Genomic DNA, 22,929 nt, shown 5'->3' with positions numbered 1-22,929 from the left:
TGATTTTTGTTAGATAGCAACAATTTTTTCATTTAAATAAAAATTCACTATTACCATACTACGTCCAACATATTGTAAATAGTTACAAGCGAAAAATAACTGCTGCTTTTTGTCGTCTACCGAACCCTTATTTTTCATCATCCATCGGGTTATATAACTTCACGTCCGGGTTCTTATCTTGGAACCAGCGAAGAGCGAAATCATTTTCAAATAAAAACACATTTCGATCATAACGATCCTTCACCAGCATACTTCGAGAACTGTTCAGTCTTTCATCAACCGTATCGCCTTCAATCCAACGAACAACTTTCGAACCAATATGTTCCATGTTCACATCGACATGGTATTCATTTTTCATTCGATGTTCGAACACTTCAAATTGTAATTGCCCTACTGCGCCAAGAATATATTCTTCATATTTTGTTTTAAATAATTGGATGGCTCCCTCTTGAACTAGTTGATGAATCCCTTTATGAAATTGCTTTTGCTTCATGACATTTTTGGCTGTAACCCGAACAAATAATTCCGGTGTAAATTGCGGTAACGGATTGAAATGAAAAATTGGTTTTCCTTCCAAAATCGTATCGCCAATTTGAAATATCCCTGTATCATACAAACCGATAATATCCCCGCTTACCGCTTCATCTACCGTACTACGGTCATCAGCCAAAAATTGCGTAGATTGGGATAATTTCAACGTTTTTCCTGTTCGTGCCAGTGTTACGGTCATACCACGTTCAAATTTTCCGGAACAAACCCGGACAAAGGCAATGCGATCGCGGTGTGCCGGATTCATATTCGCTTGAATTTTAAAAACAAATCCCGAAAAACTTTCTTTTAAAGGATCAATAGGGCCGATATCAGAAGGTCTTGCCTGCGGTTCGGGAGCAAATTTCAAATAAGTTTCTAAAAAGGTTTGTACACCAAAAGTTGTCAGCGCACTGCCGAAAAATACCGGTGTTAAAGTTCCATTTAATATTTTTTCCTCTGAAAATTCATTTCCTGCTTCATTCAGCAACTCAATTTCTTCCAATACTTGTTCGTATAAACCTGATTGTTGTAATTGATGTTCGACAGCCAATTCACCCTCTTCATTTAACGGCAAAAAGCGATCATTTTCTTCAACCCGAAATTGCTCAATCCGGTTATAAAAGCGATCATAAATCCCGAGAAATTCTTTTCCCATTCCGATCGGCCAATTCATTGGATATGCATCAATTTCGAGAACTTCTTCCAGCTCAGCAATCAATTCCAGCGGCATTTTTCCGACCCTGTCTAATTTGTTAATAAAAGTAAAAATCGGAATTCCCCGCATTTTACATACTTTAAAAAGCTTAATGGTTTGCGGCTCAATCCCTTTCGCAGAATCGATAACCATAACAGCACTATCGACAGCTGTCAAGGTTCGATACGTATCTTCACTGAAATCTTCATGCCCGGGGGTATCCAAAATATTAACGCGAAAACCATGATAATCAAATTGCATAACACTGGATGTAACGGAAATTCCCCGTTGTTTTTCAATTTCCATCCAGTCACTTGTTGCATACTTACCTGTCTTCTTTCCTTTTACTGTCCCTGCCGCCCGTATGGCACCACCGAATAAAAGTAGTTTTTCCGTCAACGTTGTTTTTCCGGCGTCCGGGTGGGAAATAATAGCAAACGTCCGCCGCGATTTCACTTCATCTATAAAATTTTCCATTTGTATAATTCCTTCCTATCTAAAAACTTTTTCTTCACGTAACAAAAATTTTCATACAAAAAAATATTACCGTTGAAAGCACAAGAATGCAATGGGGATTTTTATGTTATTATATGTTAAGGAAAGAATATGAAGGAGTTTTTTAACATGAAAAAAATTATTCTGGTCTTCCTCACCTTCTTCTTATTAGCCGGATGTGCAGAAGAGAACACCAGCCGAGACTCGACTACAAAACCTGATCAAAATTCAGATATTGGAACAACGGCAATTGAGGAAGATCAACAAAATCCGAGTCAAGAAGCTCCAGAAAGTGCTGAAAATGACTCGCTAGATAATAGCCAAGTAAATGGATTAAACGGGAACGTAATGAATATTGTCGATGGCGATACAATGGATATTCAATTTGAAAACGGAAAGGAAGAACGGGTTCGTCTCGTTCTTGTCGACACACCCGAAACAAAACATCCGACAAAACCGGTCCAACCATTTGGACCTGAAGCTTCGGCATTTACAAAAGAAATGCTAGCAGGAAAAAATGTACAAGTGGAACTGGATGTCCAAGAACGGGATCAGTACGGTCGAATTTTAGCCTATGTCTATATCGATGGTAAAATGTTTAATGAATTATTATTAGAAAAAGGCTTGGCAAGAGTGGCTGTATTTCCGCCAAATACTCGCTATGTTGATGAATTTTATGCGATTCAGAAAAAAGCACAAGAAGCAAAACTTGGCATCTGGTCGATTGAAGATTATGTCACTGATAATGGGTATATTATTCAAGAGGAAACCGGGGAAAATCAATCTTCAACTAATACAAATATAGATTGTCAAAATCCAATCAAAGGAAATATTAACTCAAAAAGTGAAAAAATCTATCATGTACCCGGCGGCCAATATTATGACATAACAAAAGCCGAGGAATTGTTTTGTACGGAACAGGAAGCTGTGAACGCAGGTTACCGAAAATCACAAAGATAAAGTGAAACTTCCGGATGTGGGGATTTTCTTCATCCCCACTGATTTAGTTGAACCAATCGGGCACTTATCTTCCTCTTTTACATCTTGATTTCGCTTATTATTCTACAGGAGGAAGATTAGTGCCCATTTGTGCGGGATAAAGTGAAACTTCCAGCAGTTTGGCTTTATCCCCACTACTTATTGGTTGTGGCTGTAACGAGATAAAAATAAGTCATTGTACTTGAAGCCAAAATAGAGAAGGCGACTAGTTCCCTTCCCGATTCACTTTACCGACGTCTACCCCATATTTTTTAATCTTTTTCCACAACTCTACTGCTTTTTCAAGAAAATATCGTAGAATAAACAAAATCATAATAACCATTTCGGGAATATCCATAACCCGAAAAGGATTTACAGCAGTTATGATTATTTCATGCAAATCACCCTTCGTTAAAAAAAAATCTATACCTAGCGATAAAATAATAAGTGAAATAAAAATAAATAAAACGGTACCTAATTCTTTCATTTCATCACCAACCGATTAAGAATGCATTTATGATTTATCATTCCTCTCTTTTCGCAATTTATCCCACACTTAAGATGCAGCAAAACGCCAACATTAAAATATTTTTTGCATAATCATCCAATTTTTACAAATAATAAAGTGAAACTTCCAGCAGTGGGGGTTCTTCATCCCCACTGCTGGTTAGTTGAACCAATCGGGCACTTACGGACACTTATCCTCCTCCTTTACATCCTTGATTTATTAAGCCTTAGCAGGAAGATTAGTGACCGTTTGTGCGGGATAAAGTGAAATTTCGAGAAGTGGCAAATTTCTTCATCCCCACTGATGGTTAGTTGTAGCAATTGAGCAATCATCTTCTTTGTAAACCCAGTCTATGGTGGGGCTGTTACTGGATAAACGCAATCATAAAACGTCCTGTCATCTAGGAGGTAACTTGTGATGGGTCTCGTCTCAAAATTATTTGCAAAACCCAAAAAAAAGAAGAAAAAGAATCAACCAGCTAAAAAAGATACAAGTGGACAAGCAAACGATATTTCTAGACGATTTTTAAATAACGATTTAAGTAAAAACTTACAAACCATCCTTAATACAACCGGAAATAGTGCAGATATTATTATTAGGCAAATTGACTTAGCGGATGAACCACCAATTAAAGCTGCCTTGGTTATGGTTGACGGATTGATTGATGACAAAACCGTTAATGAAACGATTATTCATACATTACTGACTGAATATTCGTTACAAGAAGCTGTTTCTATCGAAAAAAGCTTCGATTATCTTGAAAAAAAATTACTTCCTATTACGAATGTCACTTCCGTATATGACTGGAACGATTTATTTGGAAAATTATTATCAGGAGAAACCATTATCTTTATTGATGGTATAGAAAAAGCACTTTCAACCAGTACAAGAGGTGGAGAAAAAAGAGCAGTTACTGAGTCGCAAAATGAAGTATCCCTCCGCGGCCCGAAAGAAGCATTTACGGAATCCATGCGGACAAATACATCACTGATACGTTCACGGATTAAAAATCCCAATTTATGGATTGAGTCCTTTCAAATCGGTAAAGTAACGAAAACAGATATCAACGTTATGTATATGAAAGGCATTGCCAACGAAAAGATTGTGAAAGAGGTAAGGAAACGACTAAAACGAATTGATATCGACCAAGTACCGGATTCCGGCTTTATAGAGCAACTGATTGAGGAAAAAACTTATACAATATTTCCGACAGTCTATCATACGGAAAGACCGGATATCGTTGCAGCGAATTTAATGGAAGGGAAAATAGCGATTATCGTAAACGGTTCGCCATTTGTGCTGACTGTACCGGCATTGTTTATTGAATTTTTTCAAGCTGCAGATGATTATTATGCCCGCTTTGATATTAGTACAGGTCTTCGCTTTTTACGTGTGTTAATTTTTTTTATATCCATCGTCGGACCCGCAACATATGTGGCAGTTACAACATATCATCAGGAAATGATTCCAACCTTACTAATTATAACTATTGCCGCTCAGCGCGAAGCTGTTCCCTTCCCGGCCTATGTTGAAGCTTTGTTAATGGAAACAACTTTTGAAATTTTACGAGAAGCAGGAGTACGATTACCAAAAGCGGTCGGTCAAGCTGTTTCCATTGTCGGCGCTCTCGTTATCGGTCAGGCGGCAATTCAGGCAGGAATTGTTTCTCCTGCGATGGTTATTGTGGTATCCATAACAGCCATCGCCAATTTTGCAACACCTTCATTTTCAATGGCAATATCAACCCGTGTTATTCGCTTTGGATTAATGACTTTAGCAGCGGTAATGGGATTTTACGGGATTATCACGGGACTCATGATGATGACATTGCATTTATGTAGTTTACGTTCTTTTGGCGTCCCTTATATGGAACCATTAGCACCTCTTATGATTAAAAATATGGGCGATACAATCATTCGTATCCCGCTTTGGAAAATGAAATCCCGTCCAAAACTAATTAGTCAAAAAAATATTATTCGCCAAGGAGATAACCAACAACCCCGTCCACCAGAAGATAACGGATCGTAGGTGAGAGAATGACAAAACGTTTAAACTTATTTGCTTTTATATGCATAACTATATTGCTGGCCGGCTGTTGGAATCACCGTGAGTTAACAGATATCGGAATTATCGCTGCAGTCGGAATTGATTACGGGCAAGATAAACGCTATAATATGACGTTCCAATTTGTCAATCCAAAAAACATAGCCGGCAACCAACAAACAAGCGGATTATCAGGTCCTGCCATTACGATTTATGAAAGCGAAGGAGATAATTTGTTAGAAGCTGCCAGAGCGGCCTCCCAGCATGTTTCCAGACAGTTATATTTTGCCCATACCAATGTGTTAATGATTGGTGAGGAAGTTGCAAGAGATGGCTTAACTGACATACTCGACATTTCCATTAGGAACCCGGATTTTCGTTCTACAGCTACTATAGTAATAGCCAAAGATTCAACAGCAGAACAAATTTTAAAAACATTGACACCACTTGATCAAATTCCGGCAAATAAAATTGATAAGACGCTCCAATTTTCTGAAAGTCGATGGGGAGAAGATATCCATCTTACTGTTGGCGAACTTGTTCCAACCATTTATTCAAAAAGTAAGCAAGCAGTGGTTAGCGGATTTGTCCTTAAAGGAGACAAAGAAAAGGGAAAGCAAGATGCAAATATTCAATCTTCCCGACCATTAGCCCCGCTAAATGCTGATGGAATAGGCATTTTTAAAGGAGACAAATTAATCACATGGGCGGAGGGAAAAACTGCCAGAGGGATTAATTGGATACTAAACAATATTCAATCAACAGTTATGGCTGTTGACTGGAAAGATAAGAAGGATGCATTTGGCATAACCATTAATCTTTCTAAATCTAAAGTTTCGGCAAATGTGAAGAACAACAAACCTCATATTACCGTCCATATTGATGCGGAAGGAGGTATTACAGAAGCTGACACATTTCTAGACCTTTCAAAAGCCGAAGAACTGATTAAAGTACAAAATGCATTGAGAAAAGAAATTAAGAGAGAAATAGAAAACTCTATCCAATTTGCTCAAAAACATAAAGCCGATGTATTCGGATTTGGAGAAAAAATAAGCCACGTTGATGAGGATTATTGGAAAAAAGTTGAAGATGTCTGGAATGAGGAGATTTTCCCAAATTTAGAGGTAAAGGTAGAAGTCAATGCCTTCATAAGGAGAACGTATTTAATTTCAAAACCATTTTTATATGAGCATAAAGGGAATGACTAAACATGGAAAACGCAAAACTGAGCAGCTATCAATTTTTTGTTATGATTTTACTTTTTGAAATGGGGACGTCACTTGTCATCTCATTGGGTAGTGATGCAAAACAAAATACATGGTTTTCCATTTTACTCGGATCATTGATCGGTATTCTTTTCTACCATGTGAATTACAAAATTTACACCTATTATCCGAATGAACTTCCTTCTTCTTATTCCAAAAAAATTGTCGGTAAATTTCTTGGAAGCATCCTCGGCTATTTTTACATTATTTATTTTACTTATATATGTGCCAGAGTCACTCGTGATTTTGGAGAACTATTAGTTGCAGTAGCCTATACGCAGACACCACTTTTTATCGTTAATGCGATTATGATTATCCTTTGTGTTTTCGCCGTAAAAAAAGGGATTGAGGTGATTGCTCGAACTGCGGAAATTAATTTTGCCCTAATGTATTTATTTGCAATCACCGGATTGATCCTAATTCTTGTTTCAGGTTTAATTGAATTGGAAAATTTAAAACCTGTTCTTAGGAATAACTGGGGGACAATATTGAGAGTGGTCATCTTAGAAACTGCATTTGTTCCATTTGGTGAAATGATTGCTTTCACATACCTTTTCCCTTATTTGAATTATTCAAAAAACGGTCGCTTTTTAGGTTCCTTTGCAATTTTACTTAGCGGTATAAATTTGAGTATAACGGCGGCAATTAACGTAGCTGTCCTTTCAGTTCCTTTATTTGAAAACACTCAATTTCCGCTTTTATCAACGATTCAATATATTAGTATTGGAAACTTTATCGAGCGTCTCGATATCTTTTTCATCTTTGCTGCCTTTATTGGAGCGTTTTTTAAGATCGTTATTTTTTTTTATGTAGCTGTTATAGCGACTACCGATCTATTTCATTTGAAAGATCATAAAAAAATTGTCTATCCATTTGGTTTAATCGTGTTGTTTTTGTCACAAACCATCGCAAGTAATTACCAAGAACATATTAATGAGGGACTTAAATTTGTTCCCCCTCACATACACATTCCATTTCAAATAGGAATACCCGTCATTTTGCTGGTAATTGCCTTTTTGAAGAATCGTAAAAAGGAAAAGAATATGAGTAAAACCATGAAGGAAGGGTAAAGATAATATTTTTTCATTTCAAACATAATTTTCTTGGTGGTGTCCGAATAATAGGACTATCCGGACATCCTTTTTCAAACCTTCGAGGCCATTGAAAAACCATTTGAATAAGTTCACTTACTCAATATATAGTAGAATAGTCCACAAAAAATATGGTGTTAAGCAAGTAATTTTATAATTATTTAGTACTTTTTCAGTGGCCTCCAAACTCTCCCCCTTTTTTGTTGAACGGATTGTTTTCATCTAAGGTTGACTTTCTATTCAATTGTTGAACGAGTTACTTTCATCAAAAACGGATTTACCCTTCTCTTTTTTTGAACCGCCCACTTCATCAAATACTGATTACTTTACTTTTGGTAAACCGTTATTTTCATCAAGAGCAGACATTATCTTTCTTTTGATTTTGCTAACATAAGTATAAATGGTATTTCTGACAATTCTTTTATCTGAATCATATTTTTCTTACCCCTGTCCATTTCTTCTCACATATATCGAAATTTTCTCTAGACGTATGAAAAAAAAATAGTTCACGGTTGGGCTCTTTTGCTTGTGTAATTATGCGTCCATTGAGTCATCAAAAGAGTCTATCACAGCTATGTCATAATAATATGCGATAATTACTATCCGAGTGAGCTTCAATTGCTTCAAATACAACTCATTTATTAGGATATGCTTTTCGAACTTCTTCCCATAACGTATTTACTCCCCCTTTACGGAAATATCTTATTTTCATCGCTAATTTTATGATGTAATAGAAGATGCTAAAATTCTGAAGATTGGTTTCTATGCTACGATTATGATGGAATCAGGAGAAAATCCAAAGGCAGTAAGTGAAAGTGAACGGTTAGGACATTCACCTGTTGGTATGATTATTAGATTTATATTCACATGTTAGTGACGATTTACAAGCTGAGGCGGCAAATAAATTGGAAGAAACACTTTTAACTCGAAATGAAAAATAGTATAAAACTAAAAAGTTGCAGGGTTTGTGTATATTTTATTTATGGGGGTAAAAAGGGAAGTGGGGTGGTGAAAACAAAAAGCCTGAAACCCCTGTGGCTCAAGGACTTCAAGCTTCTTTAAGTGATGATCCCGACTGGGTTCGAACCAGCGACCCCCACCCTGTCAAGGTGGTGCTCTCCCAGCTGAGCTACGGAATCATAATTTTTCTGTCAATCACATTTAATAATATAATGGAATGAAAGAAAAAAGTCAAGGATGTTTTGTTAACTTTTTCTTAGGGAATACATTTTTTATCTTGGGGAGAATGGCAGTTTTGAAAGTCCTATTCGTATGGATCTTTGCACTTTTCCATATGGTAGGTAAGCTACATTTAATGAAAGCATCCCGTTCAGCAAAAAGAAGGGTAGACCGCATTTGATGTGTATAATATCTTAGCGACGATTATTTCTTTCATACAAAGAGAACTCGTCTTTATAATAAAAACTCCTTTGTAGATAACTTATGATGGAGTACAAGCTACAGTTCTACAATAGAAGTTCTATTTGTTAGGTACTACTAATATTATTGAGTTCTTCGGTAACTCAGACAAATCTAAGGGTTAACTATTTTATGCGATTCTTATCTGGATTTTCAAAATTTCTTCAGCTGTTCCAATTTGGACAATCTCACCGTCTTTCATTAACGCAATACGATCTCCAATCCGTAACGCTTCGTCTAAGTCATAAGTTATGAAAACAATAGTTTTTTTCATACTGTCTTGTAGATTTAGCAATTCATTTTGCATATCCTTTCGAATTAAAGGATCCAATGCACTAAATGCTTCGTCCATAAGTAAAATATCTGGATCATTTGCAAGCGCATGCGCAAGTCCAACACGTTACTGCATTCCCCCACTCAGCTCACTTGGAACACTATTTTCGTAGCCTTCTAGTCCAACTTGTCTAAGTGCCTTCATTGCCTTTGCAGTTTTAAGTCCTTTATCAGCATTTCTAATTTCTAGGCCATATTGAACATTACCTAATTCAGTTTTGTGAGGAAACAGAGCAAATTGTTGGAAGACCATACCTAACTTTTTCCTTCGTACTTCTCTCAACTCATTTGCATTCAATTTGACAATATCTTGATTATCAATCAAAACTTGACCAGTAGTTGGTTCTATTAAATCTATTAATCATTCTGACTAAAGTTGATTTCCCACTACCTGACAATCCCATAATGACAAATATTTCGCCGGGGTATACCTCAAAATTAGCTCGATTTACACCAACTGTCATTCCAGTTTTTTCTAAAATTCCCTTCTTCGACATCCCATTATTTAACATTTCTAACCCCTGTCTTGGGGATTTTCCAAAGACCTTTGTTACATTTTGAACCTTTATTTTTGCTTTTATATTGGTCACAAACATTATACAACTCGTTGATTTTTATATTGATAAAACATACAATGAATAAAATAATAACATTAAAAACGGAGTGGATAGCATGAATCCAATACTCAAAGAGTTCCCAGATGAATTTTCAACCGAAAGATTAGTTATTCGAATGCCAAGACCTGGAGACGGAAAGGCTGTATATGACAGTATTATGGCTTCTATTAATGAGCTTAAACCTTGGCTTTCCTTTGCTCAAAAAGAGCAATCTGAACAGGATGTTGAATTAAACATTAGGCAATCGTATATATCATTCTTAAAAAGAGACGATTTGAGGTTATTAGTCTTTTTAAAGGAAACAGGTGAATTTATTGCATCTTCTGGATTACATAGAATTGATTGGAGTATTCCTAAGTTTGAAGTAGGATACTGGATTGACAGTCGTTTTAGTGGAAAAGGGTATATGACAGAAGCGGTTAAGGGAATTACCGATTTCGCCCTCAATGAGTTGAATGCGAGAAGAATTGAAATAAGGTGCGATGAAAAAAATGTTAAAAGTCGGGCAATTCCCGAAAGGTTAGGATATACATTGGAAGGAATACTAAAAAATAATTCCTTAACTCCTGATACTAACGAATTAAGGAATACCTGCATATATGCGAAAACTGTTTAGGAAATGATTTATCCAAGTTTCATCTATATTGGTTGTAGCACTATCCAGCTAAAAATCAGGGGGTAGAATTAGGATGAAATGCGGGTGAAAATGTCTCGGAAAACCTGAAAATACCCCGTTCTACATCGGAAATAGTTGATTAGAATAACCGACAAATAATGGTTCTTCAAAATATTTTGGAATACATCCAACTTAAGAGCTTTCATTGACAGGGTGGGGGTCGCTGGTTCGAACCGAGTCGGGATCACTACTTTAAAAGGCATATTCATAAGGGTTTATTGTTTTTTTCTTTATCTTCTTCCCTCCATTTCTATACCCTTTTTGTAAAGTTAGGGTGAAATTATTAAGATGAAAACGGATGATACACCTTTTTTTGACCTTTTGTTGTAAAATATATAAAAGTAATTGAATTCTTCATATTGGGGAAAATCATAATAAAACTTAGCAAATCATCATTTGAAAATTATTTACATTTTTAGGGTGGGACTGACCATTGGAACTTATAACCGATAAATTAATACTGATCGCATTGTTTATTTTGATAATTCATTCTATAGAAACCCTTGCATATGCTGTCAGACTTTCAGGTGCAAGAGTAAAGCTCCTAGCCTCTGGTTTATCTTTATTTAACTCGATGGTCATTATTTCCCGCATGGCAAATATGATGCAACAACCTTTAACAGGCAGTCTGATTGATACCGCACCAACAGAAAATACATTAGAATTTGTTGGGACCCAATACCGGATTATCATTGGCTCAGCAACATTTGGTACGATATTAGGTATTCTTTTACTGCCAACATTTGTTGCCATATTTTCGAGAGCTATTATTTCTTTATCAGAGGAAAGAGGTTCTATACCTGCATTAATTAAAAAAGGGTTTACATTCGAATATATGAAAAGAGGATTAAAGCATATACATTTGCCAAGGTTCACATATTTAAGGGACATCCATTGGAAAAACATACCAAAGAAACTACTGATGATTAATATGTTGATTAGTGCTATATATACGGTTGGTGTTTTATCTGCGTTATACGCCGGTTTAATTGTCCCCGAAAGAAAAACAACTGCTGTTATGTCATCTGGACTTATAAATGGTGTTGCTACAATTTTACTTACCATATTTATTGATCCAAAGATATCCATACTTGCAGATGACGTGATTAATGAAAAAGGGAGCTATCTTCATTTAAAAAGTGCATCTATTATGATGGTTCTTTCTCGATTGTTAGGAACTATATTAGCACAATTATTTTTTATTCCCGGAGCAGAATATATTGCTTGGTTTACCAAATTCATTGCTTGAAAAATAAGAATGTACATTCCTTGAAAAGTAAACAAAAAATAAAAAAGTTTCCATAGGAGAAATATGTTAAAATACAATCCAATTGTTCATATATTTTTGGGAATATTGATAAATGGAGGAAGAAACAAATGAATAACTATAAGTTTAATGAGTTTATAAATATTGCAAGAAAACTAAATGATCTTGATATTATTCCAATGTTAATGGGATCAGTTGGTTTAAAGTTGTAACAGGAAAAAGCTGGGAATCACAAGATTTAGATATTCACGTACCTGGTGATAAAAGGGGATGGGAAGTACCACCTGAATTGTCTATTTTTAAATGGGATGAAATAATGAACGTAATGACATCCATGGGATATAGATTAATTGATTTACATGAACATGAATTCTCTAAAGATGGTTTATCGGTAGAGTTTGGTATCATTGACACCTTACCAGAATTTGCAGGAATCCAACTAGAGGAATTAGAAATACATCAAAGAGAGGATGTAAAATTTTATTTACTAAATCCCAAGCAATATTTATGTGTTTACGTGTCTTCATCTAAAGATAGCTATCGAACAGACAAAAACAATAATAAGGATTTTAAAAAGATAGATTTTTTAAAAGGAATTATAAATTATGACTAAACTAGGTCAAATTCAGTACCTAGTTACCGCCCAAAAAGCCCTTTCCAAAAAGACTATCGCTAAATTACAATAAATTGTGTATTGATAAATATAGCTATAACTGTACTTGGCGTAAATCTTTCCATAAGTCTTTTTGGGTGCTAATCACAAACTTTTAAAGGAAGAAAAAACCTATTCTATTGTAAATATTATGTGTATCACATGGCAGAAAATACTCTAAATACTGTTTTTTTAAAACAATGCTCTTTTTGGTGACGAACCCCTTCTTGTTGGTGTAATGAAAGAAAAGAATGTTTACAATAACACTTTTAACTAATTTCCATAATTTAACAGTATCGATTGTAATTTTGATTCGGGTCAACTAATCCCTACATTAATTTTTTGGTGGCCATACATCTTCCCCACCTCCGCACGATTATTTATTGTATAATGTACTTCAAAACACCCTATTTTATAAGTGATGCATGCCATTATTTTTAATTTTTTAGTTGAAATTTTCAATTAACCTTGATATAATATAAACACAAACTGGTGTTCTCTTTATCTGCAAGTAATTAAAACTGAACAAATTGAAAAAAATGTTTTAGTGGAAGATGAAGAAGAATACGGGGATGAATTGGTAAAAATGAGGAAGGGGATGATATAAATGAGCGAGAAATTACTTGAACAAATTTTTGAAGAGTTAAAAAATATGAATAACCGAATTGGTGGTCTTGAACAACGACTCAGTGGCTTTGAACAACGATTCAGTGGTCTTGAACAACGCTTTAATGGCCTTGAACAACGCTTCGGCGATCTTGAAACCGGACAAAAAGATTTAGTAAGACAATTTACCCATTTTGAAGCTGGACAAAAAGATTTGGTTAAACAAGTGAACGGTATTGAAATTGAACTGAAAGAATTCCGCACAGAAACAAAAACATCACTTAAAGTCATCCAGACCGGGCAACAAGGGACACGTGAAGAGATGACGCAACGTTTTAAAGAAGTAAAGCATACTCTTAACAGTCTCGAATCAGATATTGCCCTTACCTTTCAAAAAACCGCACAACAAGAACTGGAACTCAATCGGATAAAAAACCAATAAAAACTATAACAAAAACAATAAAGAAAACAAGTATAAGGCAATTGAACAAATGATAATGAAGGATATATAAACGAAGTTAGAAGATTTCTAAATAGAATTAGCACATTGAAGAAAAAGTGTTGGCCAAAATGAAGAAAAAAATAAACACAAAACTCATGCAAGTACAACTGACAGAAACAACCCCCATCATACTGGCTATTCGATTCGTGGTCAAGATGAAACCGGCGCTAAAGCGGTTGCCCTTTCCATAACGTTCATAAACTTTATGAAGAACTTAATTTCGTAAGGGAAGAAATATCCGATCTCGAGGATACTATATTTTCACCTGTCAAAAAGCAACAAAATTCAATTAGAAATTAGATTATCCGAAAAAAATGTGCAACATTCCAATTAAAAAGCAGTTTTAAGGGACTGAGAAAAAAATTTAGTCCCTTGATAAATTCATCTTCACTCTATGTACTATTTTTCATCAAGATCTAGTTCTTCCCAAATGCTTTTTGCAATTGTATAACATTTGTCAAAATCAAAGTCCATCATAAATGAAAATTCAAATATACTTTGTATAGCCTCTCAAAATAACGCTTGTTCCCGGTTGCTTCATATGCCGTCATCATCGCTTCACATAGATGCATATTGGCATTCTGTCCGCGATAAGGAGATATTTCGGACCAGTCGGCTGAGATTTCATCAAGATAAAGCCCCTCTTTTTCCCTCCAAAAATAGCGTTCTAATATATCAAATGTATCAGCAATCATAGGAACAGCGGATGATATGCCTGCCTTGGTTGCCATCGCTGCGGCTAACAAAACAAAGGCATGACCATATGCTCTTTTCGCTGAATTAGATACGGACCGTCCTTTCAATTCCCAATAATACCCGCCATGCTTGTGATCGCGTTGGTGACTCTGCAAGAATGAAATGCCGTGCTCCGCCAGTTTCCTGTACCCTTGATCAGGCTTCAATAGCGATGCCACACTGAAAATAAATACAAATCTTGCTTGACCGACAAGCTGTTTCGTTTCGTAATCACAAATTGTTCCGTCATCAAGAAAGCAGTTGATATACCCCCCGAAAACTTTGTCTATACATCGTGGTGCATAAAAGTTCACTGTATCAAGGATATGCTGTTTTAAAAAATTTGCTGATGAAAAATCCGGCAATTTTCGCTCCATCTTCGGTCCCTCCTTCCATAAAGTACTTTATGTTGCGAGCCTAATAAATATGAAAAGAGGAAAATGGTGAACAGAGTATAATTTTTTGTTTCACTACATGCGGTTAATACTTATTTCGTGTGAATTTTTTTGTTAAGCTTATTGGATGCTAATCAAAGAGGAATTATCCCAATGACTGGTTAAAAATACTTTTCCTTTCGTTATTTTAGAAGATTCAACAACATCAATCGCTTTTTTTACTTCCAACAGATCATACTTTGAATCTACCCATTTCAATGATAACTTTTTATCAGCGACGAGGCCTATTAGGTGATAAAAAGATTCCTGCCATTTCTCAACCGAGACGTTTTGATTCCAATTCCGCAAATGAAAAATATTCGCATTCACTTTTGCTTTATTTACAATATCCGCCCAGTTTACTTGTTTCCCCGATAAAAGACCAATAGTAATAAAGTTCCCATTTGGGCGAACACTTAATGCCAATTCGTCTCCGGATGAACCTCCCACGGAATCAATCGCAGCATCCGCACCCATTCCATTTGTTAATTCCATAACGGTTTCATAAAGTGGAAAAGCAGAAGTGTCTATAACATATGACGCACCAAGATGAAGCAAGTCTTCTGTATATTTTTTATTTCGAGTGACTGCAATTATTTGAAAGCCTAAAAGTTTTGATAATTGTACAAAAATATGACCAATTGAAGAGCCACAGGCATTTACGAGTAAAACATCATTGGGCCTTAATTTCAAAACTTCCGTACAAATCACCCATGCTGTAATTGGATTAATATACAATTGTGCCGCCGTGAAATCATCAATGGAATCCGGTACGGGTACTGCAAACTCTGCTGTTGTCTTAACAAGCTCTTGCCAAGTCCCTTCCCCACGTAAAGGAAAAACACGTTTTCCAATAAGACTTTTAGAAACAAAAGGACCTACTTCTTCTACAATACCAACACCTTCATAACCGGGAATATTCGGTAAAGAAATCCGATGTAAATATGCCCCTCTAATTGGTATTAGATCAGAAGGATTGATAGGGCGAGCCAACATTCGAACAAGTACTTCTTTTTCTCTAGGTGGTTCAATCTTTTTAGACTCAACTCTTAACACATCTTTTGGATGACCGAATTGATAAAATTTAATACAGTTTCCATTCAAAACTATTAAGTCTCCTTTTCTAATCCAATTTTATTAAAAAAGCTACAACTTAATTCTACCGTTAACATAATTGGACAGCCACTGGATATAGCAGATTGAGTTCTCGAAACATTCCCTGTTCTTCCCAACATGCTTGTGCGTCTGGATCTTAAGTCCTTAATTTCCAACTAATTTGCCCGTTTTCGACTTCTTAATGGAACAATTGATAGCACGTTTTTTATTTTAAAAGTACGAATTTGTCTTTTTGTATAGCAATAAGCTTGGAAATGTTCTTCTCCAATTCTTCTAACTGTAATAATTCTATGTGTTATGATATTTTTTTCGGAAAGGTAAATCATTTCAAGTCTTTCTCTGCTTTTTGCAGCATTCAAAAGTAAAGTTTTCATCATATCACCCCACAACGAACCTTTGTTCTTATTATATACCAAACATTAGTTCTAATTCAATACCTAATTTACTTTTTCTTAAATTTTTATTTTGAGTTGAAATAGTAGTTCCACGTTCTATACTCATCTCCGCCTTGACATCCTTACCACCGGCAGAACCATTGAAATACTTACACCCTATTTCATGTTATCATGGAAAATTTTCATGTTAGTGCTTTTTTAATCCAATGAACTTATCATGAACTATCCAATGTTTGGTCATATTAATAAATAGCCACTAGCCTTAGAATCTGCAAAAGTGAGGGAATAAAATGGAACAAGAAACGGTAACAAAGGGGAATCTTGAAGGAAAACGGAAAAAGGCAAAGGAAGGAGACATGGTTGAAGTTAAGAGAGGACGTTATAAAGGAAAAAAAGGAGAAGTTCTGATTGTTAAAGAGAACTCTGTCATTATCCAGCTTGGAATAAATCCAAAAACAGGCGAGCCAGTTAAAACGGTTGTCAATCATAAAAACTATAAACGGGTGAAATAATTAATTCTACCTGCCCCATCCGGTATGAATGGGGCAGTGTTTTTTAGCTGGCCCGAAAACAGGAGTTCCTGACTTGCCGTAAAAAATGAAATTACTCCTTCCCCGAACGCCATTTTTTGCAATCTCTTCAAACAAATTTCATTTATTCGCCTTTATGTCCCGGATGTTAAAATCAATCTCTTCAAGCATGTTTATGTTTAACTCCTTCACTCGTCTATAAATGTAAAAAAGTCTCCAATCGTTTTAAGCATGTCGGTGATTAATGTGTTGTTTGTTTTAGTTTTCTACCAATTAACATCATTGCAAATAAAAATGTCAATATTGCGAGTATAACTAAAAAGAAAAAGACATGATGTAAACTTTCCGCTAATTGACTACCATGTAATTCTTCACCTAACCATAAACCGGATACGGCAATTCCAATCGTTTGACCAAGATTCCGCATTAAATTAATGGTACCCATCGCTGCACCACGAAAATTCCACTCTACTGCTGATTGAACGACAACTGTATAAAGCGTACTGGACAGGCCGAAACCAATGCCTAAAATTCCTGTTGTCACCATCATCCAAGGAATTATTGTATTTGCTTGAAAGAATACAAGACCGATACAAGCAAAAATAATCATGGTGCTCCCAATAATCGCTATAGAAGCTACCGTTATTTTTTCAAAAAGTTTGCCGGTTATCATCGCACCAATCATCCATGTGATGGACATCGGCAACATAGCGATTCCGGATAAAGTGGCGTTTAACCCGCTTACCCCTTGCACCCATAAAGGAATATAAAAGGTGACCGTTACTAAAATAAAGCCAATAAAAAATGAGGCAATATTGGAAACTGTGATAAATCTGTTTTTAAATAAAGAAAGTGGCAGCATCGGTTCTTTTCCTTTTGCCTCAATAAAAAGAAATAGACACATGAAAACGAGCGAAATGAGCAACCAAAAAAATAAATTCGTTGTCATTTGTTTTTCTACTTTTACGATGTTAAGGGCCAACAAAAAAGCCGTCATACTGATTGTAAAAGTAATAATTCCAGCATAATCAATTATTTGTTTTTTCTTTGATAATTGTTCATGGATCGCTTGTTGTAAAAGAATTAAAGAAATGATTCCAAACGGTAAGTTCATGAAGAAAATCCAATGCCAAGAAATTGCATCCACGATAAAACCGCCGACAATTGGACCAATGACCCCTGAAATGCCCCATACACTACTGATCCATCCTTGAATTTTTGCCCGTTGTTCAAATGAAAAAACATCCCCAATAATCGTCATTGGAATAGTGGCCAGCGCACCTGCACCAATTCCTTGGATCAACCTAAAAATAACAAGTTGTTCCATAGTTTGTGACAGACCGGATGAAGTAGATCCAAGTAAAAAAATGACAACTCCAATTTGAAACATAATTTTCCGACCATATAGATCGGCTAATTTTCCAAAAATAGGTGTACTGATGACCGTGGCCAATAAATAAACAGAGATGACCCAAGTATATAAGCTGCTCCCGCCTAAATCCTCAACAATTTTCGGCATAGCAGTACTAACAATTGTCCCTTCAATGGCTGTTAAGAAAGTAGCAATAATTAAGGACGTGACAATAATATTCTGTTTGGTTACCCCTTGCATAATGAATTCTCCTTTTATTTCCACATTACGTTAGATTATACGATAGAATTGGCGTTTATGTTTAACTATGGGCTAGATTCATTAGTTTTATCATACTATGACTATTTACATAATAGAAGTAAGTACATAATTATTTTCAGGTGTATAAAGAAAACTTGGGCGTCCGATCCTTTAGGCGAGGGCAAATTCGTAGTCAGCGAAAAAAATTTTTTCGCTTGCGAGGTAATGCTACCGAAGCTTCTCTAGTCACCGAAAAAATATAAAATTTTTTCGGCTGCGATGTATTCCCGCGAAGCTTTCCTTGTGCACTTATGCGTTAGGAAAGTAGAAATTGAAAAATTTTTACTTTCCTATTAGCTAAAAAAACCACCTGTCTGAAAGGTGGATTGGTCAGATATACTAACCTTTGGAGGAATGTTTTCATTAGGAAAAGCTGGAGAAATGAAAATCCAGAGGAATACGATTGGATTTATAGATTTTCTTATGTTGCGCCAGTCTGATTTAATCCATATATTTTACACTGCTTGTCGAAATTCCGGCTCTCCTAATTTTTCGTTAAATTCAATAACTAAATCTTTATCATCAAAATACCAAATATCCTCATCCTCAATAAAGAAAATAACACCGTCCTTTTCCAGTTGAATATTGGAACGTTCAGGTATATCTTTATCCATTCCCAGTGAAAAGCCGCTAATAAAAGAATTAAAACTGCCGTAACGAATATAAAAACGTACAAAATCTCCCTGATTTAAGGATAACTCTTCTTTGTACCAATTGAAAACTTTTTCAGACATTGTAATTTGCATGATCATCACCTCATCATAAAATTGGGCTGTAATTCTAGAAAACACTAATTGTGAAATATTTCACAAATATTTCTTGCTCTTAGTATATCAGTAAAAGTTTTTCGCGGCAATCTTGATTTTTGGATAATTTGTGAATTTAATTAATAAGTGTTATGTAATTTTTACCTAATTAAATGCTTGGTAAGTCCCCTTTATTTTTAGGTTAACCGATACAAATTTACGTTAATATATGATATAATAATAATAGAAATGGAAGCGCTTCCCCCTACAAGTTCACATTTTTAGGGAAATAATTTTTTATAAATTGCATATAAGGAGGTGAGAACCATGATGTGGATTACTACTATTATAACTATGTTAATCATTTTTGTTAGCATACTATTGTACTATCAAAAGAAAAGTCGACATGGACCGTCAACCAGCCAACCCAATTCTTCCACGCATAAACATTATCAAACGAATAATAAGGAAAATTTTACGTTTATGACTTGCCCACGTTGTAAGAAGTATAGTTACGTTAATAAAAACAACTTAATTAAGATTTGTAATCATTGCGGTTGGAACCTTACCGAGCCATATATAAATACGACCTTCAAATTATTAAAACCCTCGAATAATGCTGATGATCCAATCACTAATTTAAAAATAAATGAGCAGCTCTATATTATGGATGAAGTAATAGAAGATAGTGAAAAAAGTTTTTATGGCATTGCTGTCTATAATCGTAATGGAAATATCGTTGGCTGGTTACCGGAACAAATTGTTGAGGAATTAAGACCAAAAATTACCTTGAGTAAACGGATTTTGGCTAAAGTGAAATCGATTTATTCAGGTAGCGGAGAAATTGAAATTTTAGTAACAAATGACTTAATGAAAATGTGGGGATAACATCATAAAACACTCCAGTTAAGCTTAACCTCCACCTCGTTTTCCTTCAAGCGCGGATGCGACTAACTAACCTCAATTAAATTCCCGCCAAGCGAAAGACCTCATTATAAAAAGAAATGAGGTCTCTTTACTGATTTTATTATTTTGAGGAAAGATATTAATAAAATCTCTTAAAACTGTCAAAGTGGCGTTTCCAATAAGAATTGTTTAGACTAGCAATTTCCACGCCATCGGAACCTGCATTAATAAATTGATTGTTCCCCAAATATATGCCCAAGTGAGAAATGCCGGCTTTATATGTATTTTTAAAGAATACAAGATCGCCAACTTCCGGATTGTTTACATAATACGAACGATCAAAATATCCTTCACTTGAATAACGCTTAATATCTTTACCGGCTTGTTTATAAACATAATAAATAAAGCCACTGCAATCAAAACCGCTTGGCGTAGTGCCACCCCATACATAAGGGATACCGAGTAAACTTTTTGCTACGCTGACTAGCGTATTAACATTATAACTGCCATTGGTATTAGTAGATGTGTTACTTCCGGAATTATTGGAAACGTCAGACCCAGTTGAACCTTGAATGGTTAATTTTTGACCTACATAAATCACATCAGAGCTCAAATTATTCCAGCTCTTTAAATTAGCGACACTAACGCCAAATCTACTTGCAATTTTCCATAAAGAGTCCCCTGCTTGAACGGAATAATCCGAAGAAGCCGAGCCATTTTGATTCGAATTAGAAATTGAATTTGAACTTGTATCCGTTGATGTTTGAGCATTTTTGACAGTTAAAGTATTACCCGGGAAAATTAAGGTGGTCGTTAAATTATTCCATGCCATTAAATCTTGGACGGAAACTTTATATTTAAAAGCAATGCCGCTTAAGGTATCGCCGCTTTTAATCGTATAAGTGATTGTGGAGCCACCTTGTGTACCTGGATTTTGATTGGATGGTGGTGCGGAATTCTGATTACTGGAACTTGACGATTGTCCCTGACCGCTAACGACAAGTACATTCCCAGGATAAATTAATGAAGAAGTTAAATTGTTCCATGCCATTAAGTCTTTTAACGAAATGTTATGTTGTAAAGCAATTTTACTCAAGGTGTCGCCACTCTTGACCGTGTATGTACTTGCTGCTGTTGAAACCGGTTGATTCGTAGAACTTGATGGAGTAGTTTGACTAGTTTCGCTACTCCCTGTTTCCAAAACTTGATTTGGATAGATGACATCAGATGTTAATTGATTCAAACTTTTCAACTGAGTCACACTAACATTATACTTTTGTGCAATTGCCCATAAAGAATCCCCGCGTTGGACTTTATAAGTTGCTGCTTCTGTTTCATTAGCACCAAATAGAGCAGAGGCAATTGCTGCACTTGCTGTTACTGACATGATTACTTTTTTATTACTCAATGGATACCCCCCTTTTTCTTTATATCGGCCATTTCTCATTAGTCTTTAGATCCTATTATTATTATACCTATAATTGTAGAAATTTGGTAGATTTATAGGACTTTGTTAATGTTTTGTAATATAAATGAGGAGTAAGTACTATATGTCGACATAAACATTATAAATTTAAAATTAATTGTTTATTCATTTATACCAATCAATTTTCTATAAAACTAATGTCCTATATTTAATGAGAAATTTTTTGTAAAACCTGTTGGATACCAAATTATTAAAAACCTGTTTTTGGCAATTTTTAACTTCAGACTTTCAGTATTTATAAATATTTATTTAAAAACTCCATATCCTTCTAAAATGAAAAAAATATGTATTTTTGTAAGCAACGTATTTCTCAAAATTTCTCCAAAATTTCTTTTTTAAATATTTTTACAAGTATAGTTACTCAACTTTTTCCAATACTATTTTTAGGCAAATAAAGAAAACTCGGCGATTGCCGAGCCTTTAGGCGAGAGCAGAGCCGTAGTTGCACTTATGCGTTAGGAAAGTAGAAATTGAAAAATTTATACTTTCCTATTAGCTAAGAAAGGAATGGTTTTATGAACTTTCCAGAGATACATACAAATTTTTGGGATGGCGTGATTGCAGTTCCATCAATTGTCCTTCTAACGCAACTATTTAAAGTTTTTCCCATCCCGAGGAAATATTTTCCTACTATTGCTACCGTGTTGGGTTATTTGATTTCAATTTTTATTAGTCATCGAAAAGATTTGTGGGCAGGAATCTTTATGGGTGGCTTTTATGGTTCTGCGGCAATTGGTTTATATGCTTCATTAAAAACCGCTTGGTTAACCTATCAAAAGAAGCAAAAAAATCAGGCTAAGAATGGACAGCGATAACCCGAACAATTTACCTTCCCCAGAAGATACTATCCTTAAACAAGGGCTGCCAATAGGCATGCATTAGCCTTTTTGGACAAGCCCACTCTGCCATTTCCGTCGTTCATTTATATATCCGAGTTTTGAAATTACCAATACGGATAAAATGGATACCCACCGTATCCAAAGGGATAAGGGGAACCAAAAGTAAATGGTGCTACCAGTGTACTACCCAGAAGGCCACCTAAGACACCGCCAAGAAACGGACCGCCAAAGCCATATCCAAATGGTCTGCCATACCAATACGGTCTTCCAGGCCAAAATGGTCTGCCGTAACCAAATGGTCTCCCAAAGATTCTTTCTTCTCCCCCATTTATATAAGGGGAACTGATTTCATTATGCATATACGCATCCTCCTCTTATTTTATAGGCCATTCA

The 22,929-nt window shown here is 35.4% G+C and carries 20 protein-coding genes, 1 tRNA gene and 1 pseudogene; 11 read left to right on the top strand and 11 right to left on the bottom strand.

Annotated features, from left to right (window positions below; all coding sequences use genetic code 11):
* Positions 1-127: 127 nt before the first annotated feature.
* Positions 128-1,702: a peptide chain release factor 3 gene (locus NSQ14_RS07015; RefSeq protein WP_034769425.1), complete on the bottom strand. Its 1,575-nt coding sequence runs from the start codon at positions 1,700-1,702 to the stop codon at positions 128-130.
* A 147-nt stretch (positions 1,703-1,849) separates the two neighbouring features.
* On the opposite strand from NSQ14_RS07015, the gene NSQ14_RS07010 reads away from it, so the two are divergent.
* Complete coding sequence (locus NSQ14_RS07010) at positions 1,850-2,680, top strand: thermonuclease family protein (RefSeq protein WP_346217039.1); 831 nt, start codon at positions 1,850-1,852, stop codon at positions 2,678-2,680.
* Positions 2,681-2,924: 244 nt separating this feature from the next.
* Here NSQ14_RS07010 and NSQ14_RS07005 read toward each other — a convergent pair whose 3' ends face one another.
* The gene (locus NSQ14_RS07005; RefSeq protein ID WP_269919193.1) at positions 2,925-3,185 is read right to left on the bottom strand and encodes a hypothetical protein; all 261 of its coding nucleotides are present in this window, start codon (positions 3,183-3,185) and stop codon (positions 2,925-2,927) included.
* A gap of 438 nt (positions 3,186-3,623) precedes the next feature.
* On the opposite strand from NSQ14_RS07005, the gene NSQ14_RS07000 reads away from it, so the two are divergent.
* The 3 genes from NSQ14_RS07000 to NSQ14_RS06990 are packed head-to-tail and all read left to right on the top strand — an operon-like array spanning position 3,624 to position 7,584.
* On the top strand, positions 3,624-5,234 hold the full coding sequence (locus tag NSQ14_RS07000; RefSeq protein WP_346217038.1) for a spore germination protein: 1,611 nt from the start codon (positions 3,624-3,626) through the stop codon (positions 5,232-5,234).
* Positions 5,235-5,242: 8 nt separating this feature from the next.
* Positions 5,243-6,457 carry a Ger(x)C family spore germination protein gene (locus tag NSQ14_RS06995; protein WP_346217037.1) on the top strand — a complete coding sequence of 405 codons (1,215 nt, stop codon included), beginning with the start codon at positions 5,243-5,245 and terminating at the stop codon, positions 6,455-6,457.
* A gap of 2 nt (positions 6,458-6,459) precedes the next feature.
* Complete coding sequence (locus tag NSQ14_RS06990; protein ID WP_108897858.1) at positions 6,460-7,584, top strand: GerAB/ArcD/ProY family transporter; 1,125 nt, start codon at positions 6,460-6,462, stop codon at positions 7,582-7,584.
* Between the two features lie 1,087 nt (positions 7,585-8,671).
* Here NSQ14_RS06990 and NSQ14_RS06985 read toward each other — a convergent pair.
* Together NSQ14_RS06985 and NSQ14_RS06980 are read right to left on the bottom strand one after the other, a co-directional pair.
* Positions 8,672-8,744: transfer RNA gene (locus tag NSQ14_RS06985), tRNA-Val, on the bottom strand.
* A 434-nt stretch (positions 8,745-9,178) separates the two neighbouring features.
* A pseudogene (locus tag NSQ14_RS06980) lies at positions 9,179-9,953 on the bottom strand (quaternary amine ABC transporter ATP-binding protein); the annotation flags it as partial.
* Positions 9,954-10,029: 76 nt separating this feature from the next.
* On the opposite strand from NSQ14_RS06980, the gene NSQ14_RS06975 reads away from it, so the two are divergent.
* The 4 genes from NSQ14_RS06975 (at position 10,030) to NSQ14_RS06960 (ending at position 13,617) form a co-directional block, all read left to right on the top strand.
* A complete protein-coding gene (locus NSQ14_RS06975) occupies positions 10,030-10,590 on the top strand; it encodes a GNAT family N-acetyltransferase (RefSeq protein ID WP_346217036.1) in 561 nt (186 codons plus the stop codon).
* Positions 10,591-11,083: 493 nt separating this feature from the next.
* Positions 11,084-11,899: a lipid II flippase Amj family protein gene (locus NSQ14_RS06970; RefSeq protein WP_216406485.1), complete on the top strand. Its 816-nt coding sequence runs from the start codon at positions 11,084-11,086 to the stop codon at positions 11,897-11,899.
* Between the two features lie 334 nt (positions 11,900-12,233).
* Positions 12,234-12,530 carry a hypothetical protein gene (locus NSQ14_RS06965; protein WP_346217035.1) on the top strand — a complete coding sequence of 99 codons (297 nt, stop codon included), beginning with the start codon at positions 12,234-12,236 and terminating at the stop codon, positions 12,528-12,530.
* 646 nt (positions 12,531-13,176) lie between these two features.
* Positions 13,177-13,617, top strand: coding sequence for a hypothetical protein (locus NSQ14_RS06960; protein ID WP_346217034.1), 441 nt, complete (start codon positions 13,177-13,179; stop codon positions 13,615-13,617).
* A gap of 533 nt (positions 13,618-14,150) precedes the next feature.
* Here the strand turns inward: NSQ14_RS06960 and NSQ14_RS06955 are convergent.
* The 3 genes from NSQ14_RS06955 to NSQ14_RS06945 all read right to left on the bottom strand — a co-directional run bounded on the left by NSQ14_RS06955 (position 14,151) and on the right by NSQ14_RS06945 (position 16,336).
* Complete coding sequence (locus NSQ14_RS06955; protein ID WP_235819648.1) at positions 14,151-14,789, bottom strand: AGE family epimerase/isomerase; 639 nt, start codon at positions 14,787-14,789, stop codon at positions 14,151-14,153.
* A 138-nt stretch (positions 14,790-14,927) separates the two neighbouring features.
* Complete coding sequence (locus tag NSQ14_RS06950) at positions 14,928-15,950, bottom strand: zinc-dependent alcohol dehydrogenase family protein (protein ID WP_346217033.1); 1,023 nt, start codon at positions 15,948-15,950, stop codon at positions 14,928-14,930.
* Between the two features lie 167 nt (positions 15,951-16,117).
* Positions 16,118-16,336, bottom strand: coding sequence for a hypothetical protein (locus tag NSQ14_RS06945; RefSeq protein ID WP_346217032.1), 219 nt, complete (start codon positions 16,334-16,336; stop codon positions 16,118-16,120).
* 311 nt (positions 16,337-16,647) lie between these two features.
* Between NSQ14_RS06945 and NSQ14_RS06940 the strand changes: the two genes are divergently transcribed.
* Entirely contained in the window at positions 16,648-16,869 is a 222-nt protein-coding gene (locus NSQ14_RS06940; RefSeq protein ID WP_227091076.1) for a DUF2187 family protein, read from the top strand.
* Positions 16,870-17,128: 259 nt separating this feature from the next.
* Here the strand turns inward: NSQ14_RS06940 and NSQ14_RS06935 are convergent, their stop codons facing one another.
* Complete coding sequence (locus NSQ14_RS06935) at positions 17,129-18,499, bottom strand: MDR family MFS transporter (RefSeq protein ID WP_346217031.1); 1,371 nt, start codon at positions 18,497-18,499, stop codon at positions 17,129-17,131.
* A gap of 515 nt (positions 18,500-19,014) precedes the next feature.
* Positions 19,015-19,305 carry a HesB/YadR/YfhF family protein gene (locus NSQ14_RS06930; protein ID WP_346217030.1) on the bottom strand — a complete coding sequence of 97 codons (291 nt, stop codon included), beginning with the start codon at positions 19,303-19,305 and terminating at the stop codon, positions 19,015-19,017.
* A 666-nt stretch (positions 19,306-19,971) separates the two neighbouring features.
* On the opposite strand from NSQ14_RS06930, the gene NSQ14_RS06925 reads away from it, so the two are divergent.
* Entirely contained in the window at positions 19,972-20,193 is a 222-nt protein-coding gene (locus NSQ14_RS06925; protein WP_341287634.1) for a hypothetical protein, read from the top strand.
* A gap of 157 nt (positions 20,194-20,350) precedes the next feature.
* Here NSQ14_RS06925 and NSQ14_RS06920 read toward each other — a convergent pair whose 3' ends face one another.
* On the bottom strand, positions 20,351-21,619 hold the full coding sequence (locus NSQ14_RS06920) for a LysM peptidoglycan-binding domain-containing protein (protein WP_346207197.1): 1,269 nt from the start codon (positions 21,617-21,619) through the stop codon (positions 20,351-20,353).
* 593 nt (positions 21,620-22,212) lie between these two features.
* Between NSQ14_RS06920 and NSQ14_RS06915 the strand changes: the two genes are divergently transcribed.
* The gene (locus tag NSQ14_RS06915) at positions 22,213-22,512 is read left to right on the top strand and encodes a hypothetical protein (RefSeq protein ID WP_034769387.1); all 300 of its coding nucleotides are present in this window, start codon (positions 22,213-22,215) and stop codon (positions 22,510-22,512) included.
* Between the two features lie 128 nt (positions 22,513-22,640).
* Here the strand turns inward: NSQ14_RS06915 and NSQ14_RS06910 are convergent, their stop codons facing one another.
* A complete protein-coding gene (locus NSQ14_RS06910) occupies positions 22,641-22,895 on the bottom strand; it encodes a hypothetical protein (RefSeq protein ID WP_346207196.1) in 255 nt (84 codons plus the stop codon).
* Positions 22,896-22,929 lie beyond the last annotated feature (34 nt).

Source organism: Caldifermentibacillus hisashii (genome assembly GCF_039654145.1).
Lineage (GTDB): Bacteria > Bacillota > Bacilli > Bacillales > Caldibacillaceae > Caldifermentibacillus > Caldifermentibacillus hisashii.
Note: the sequence above shows the minus strand (reverse complement) of the source record. Positions and strands in the feature narration are given on the sequence as shown.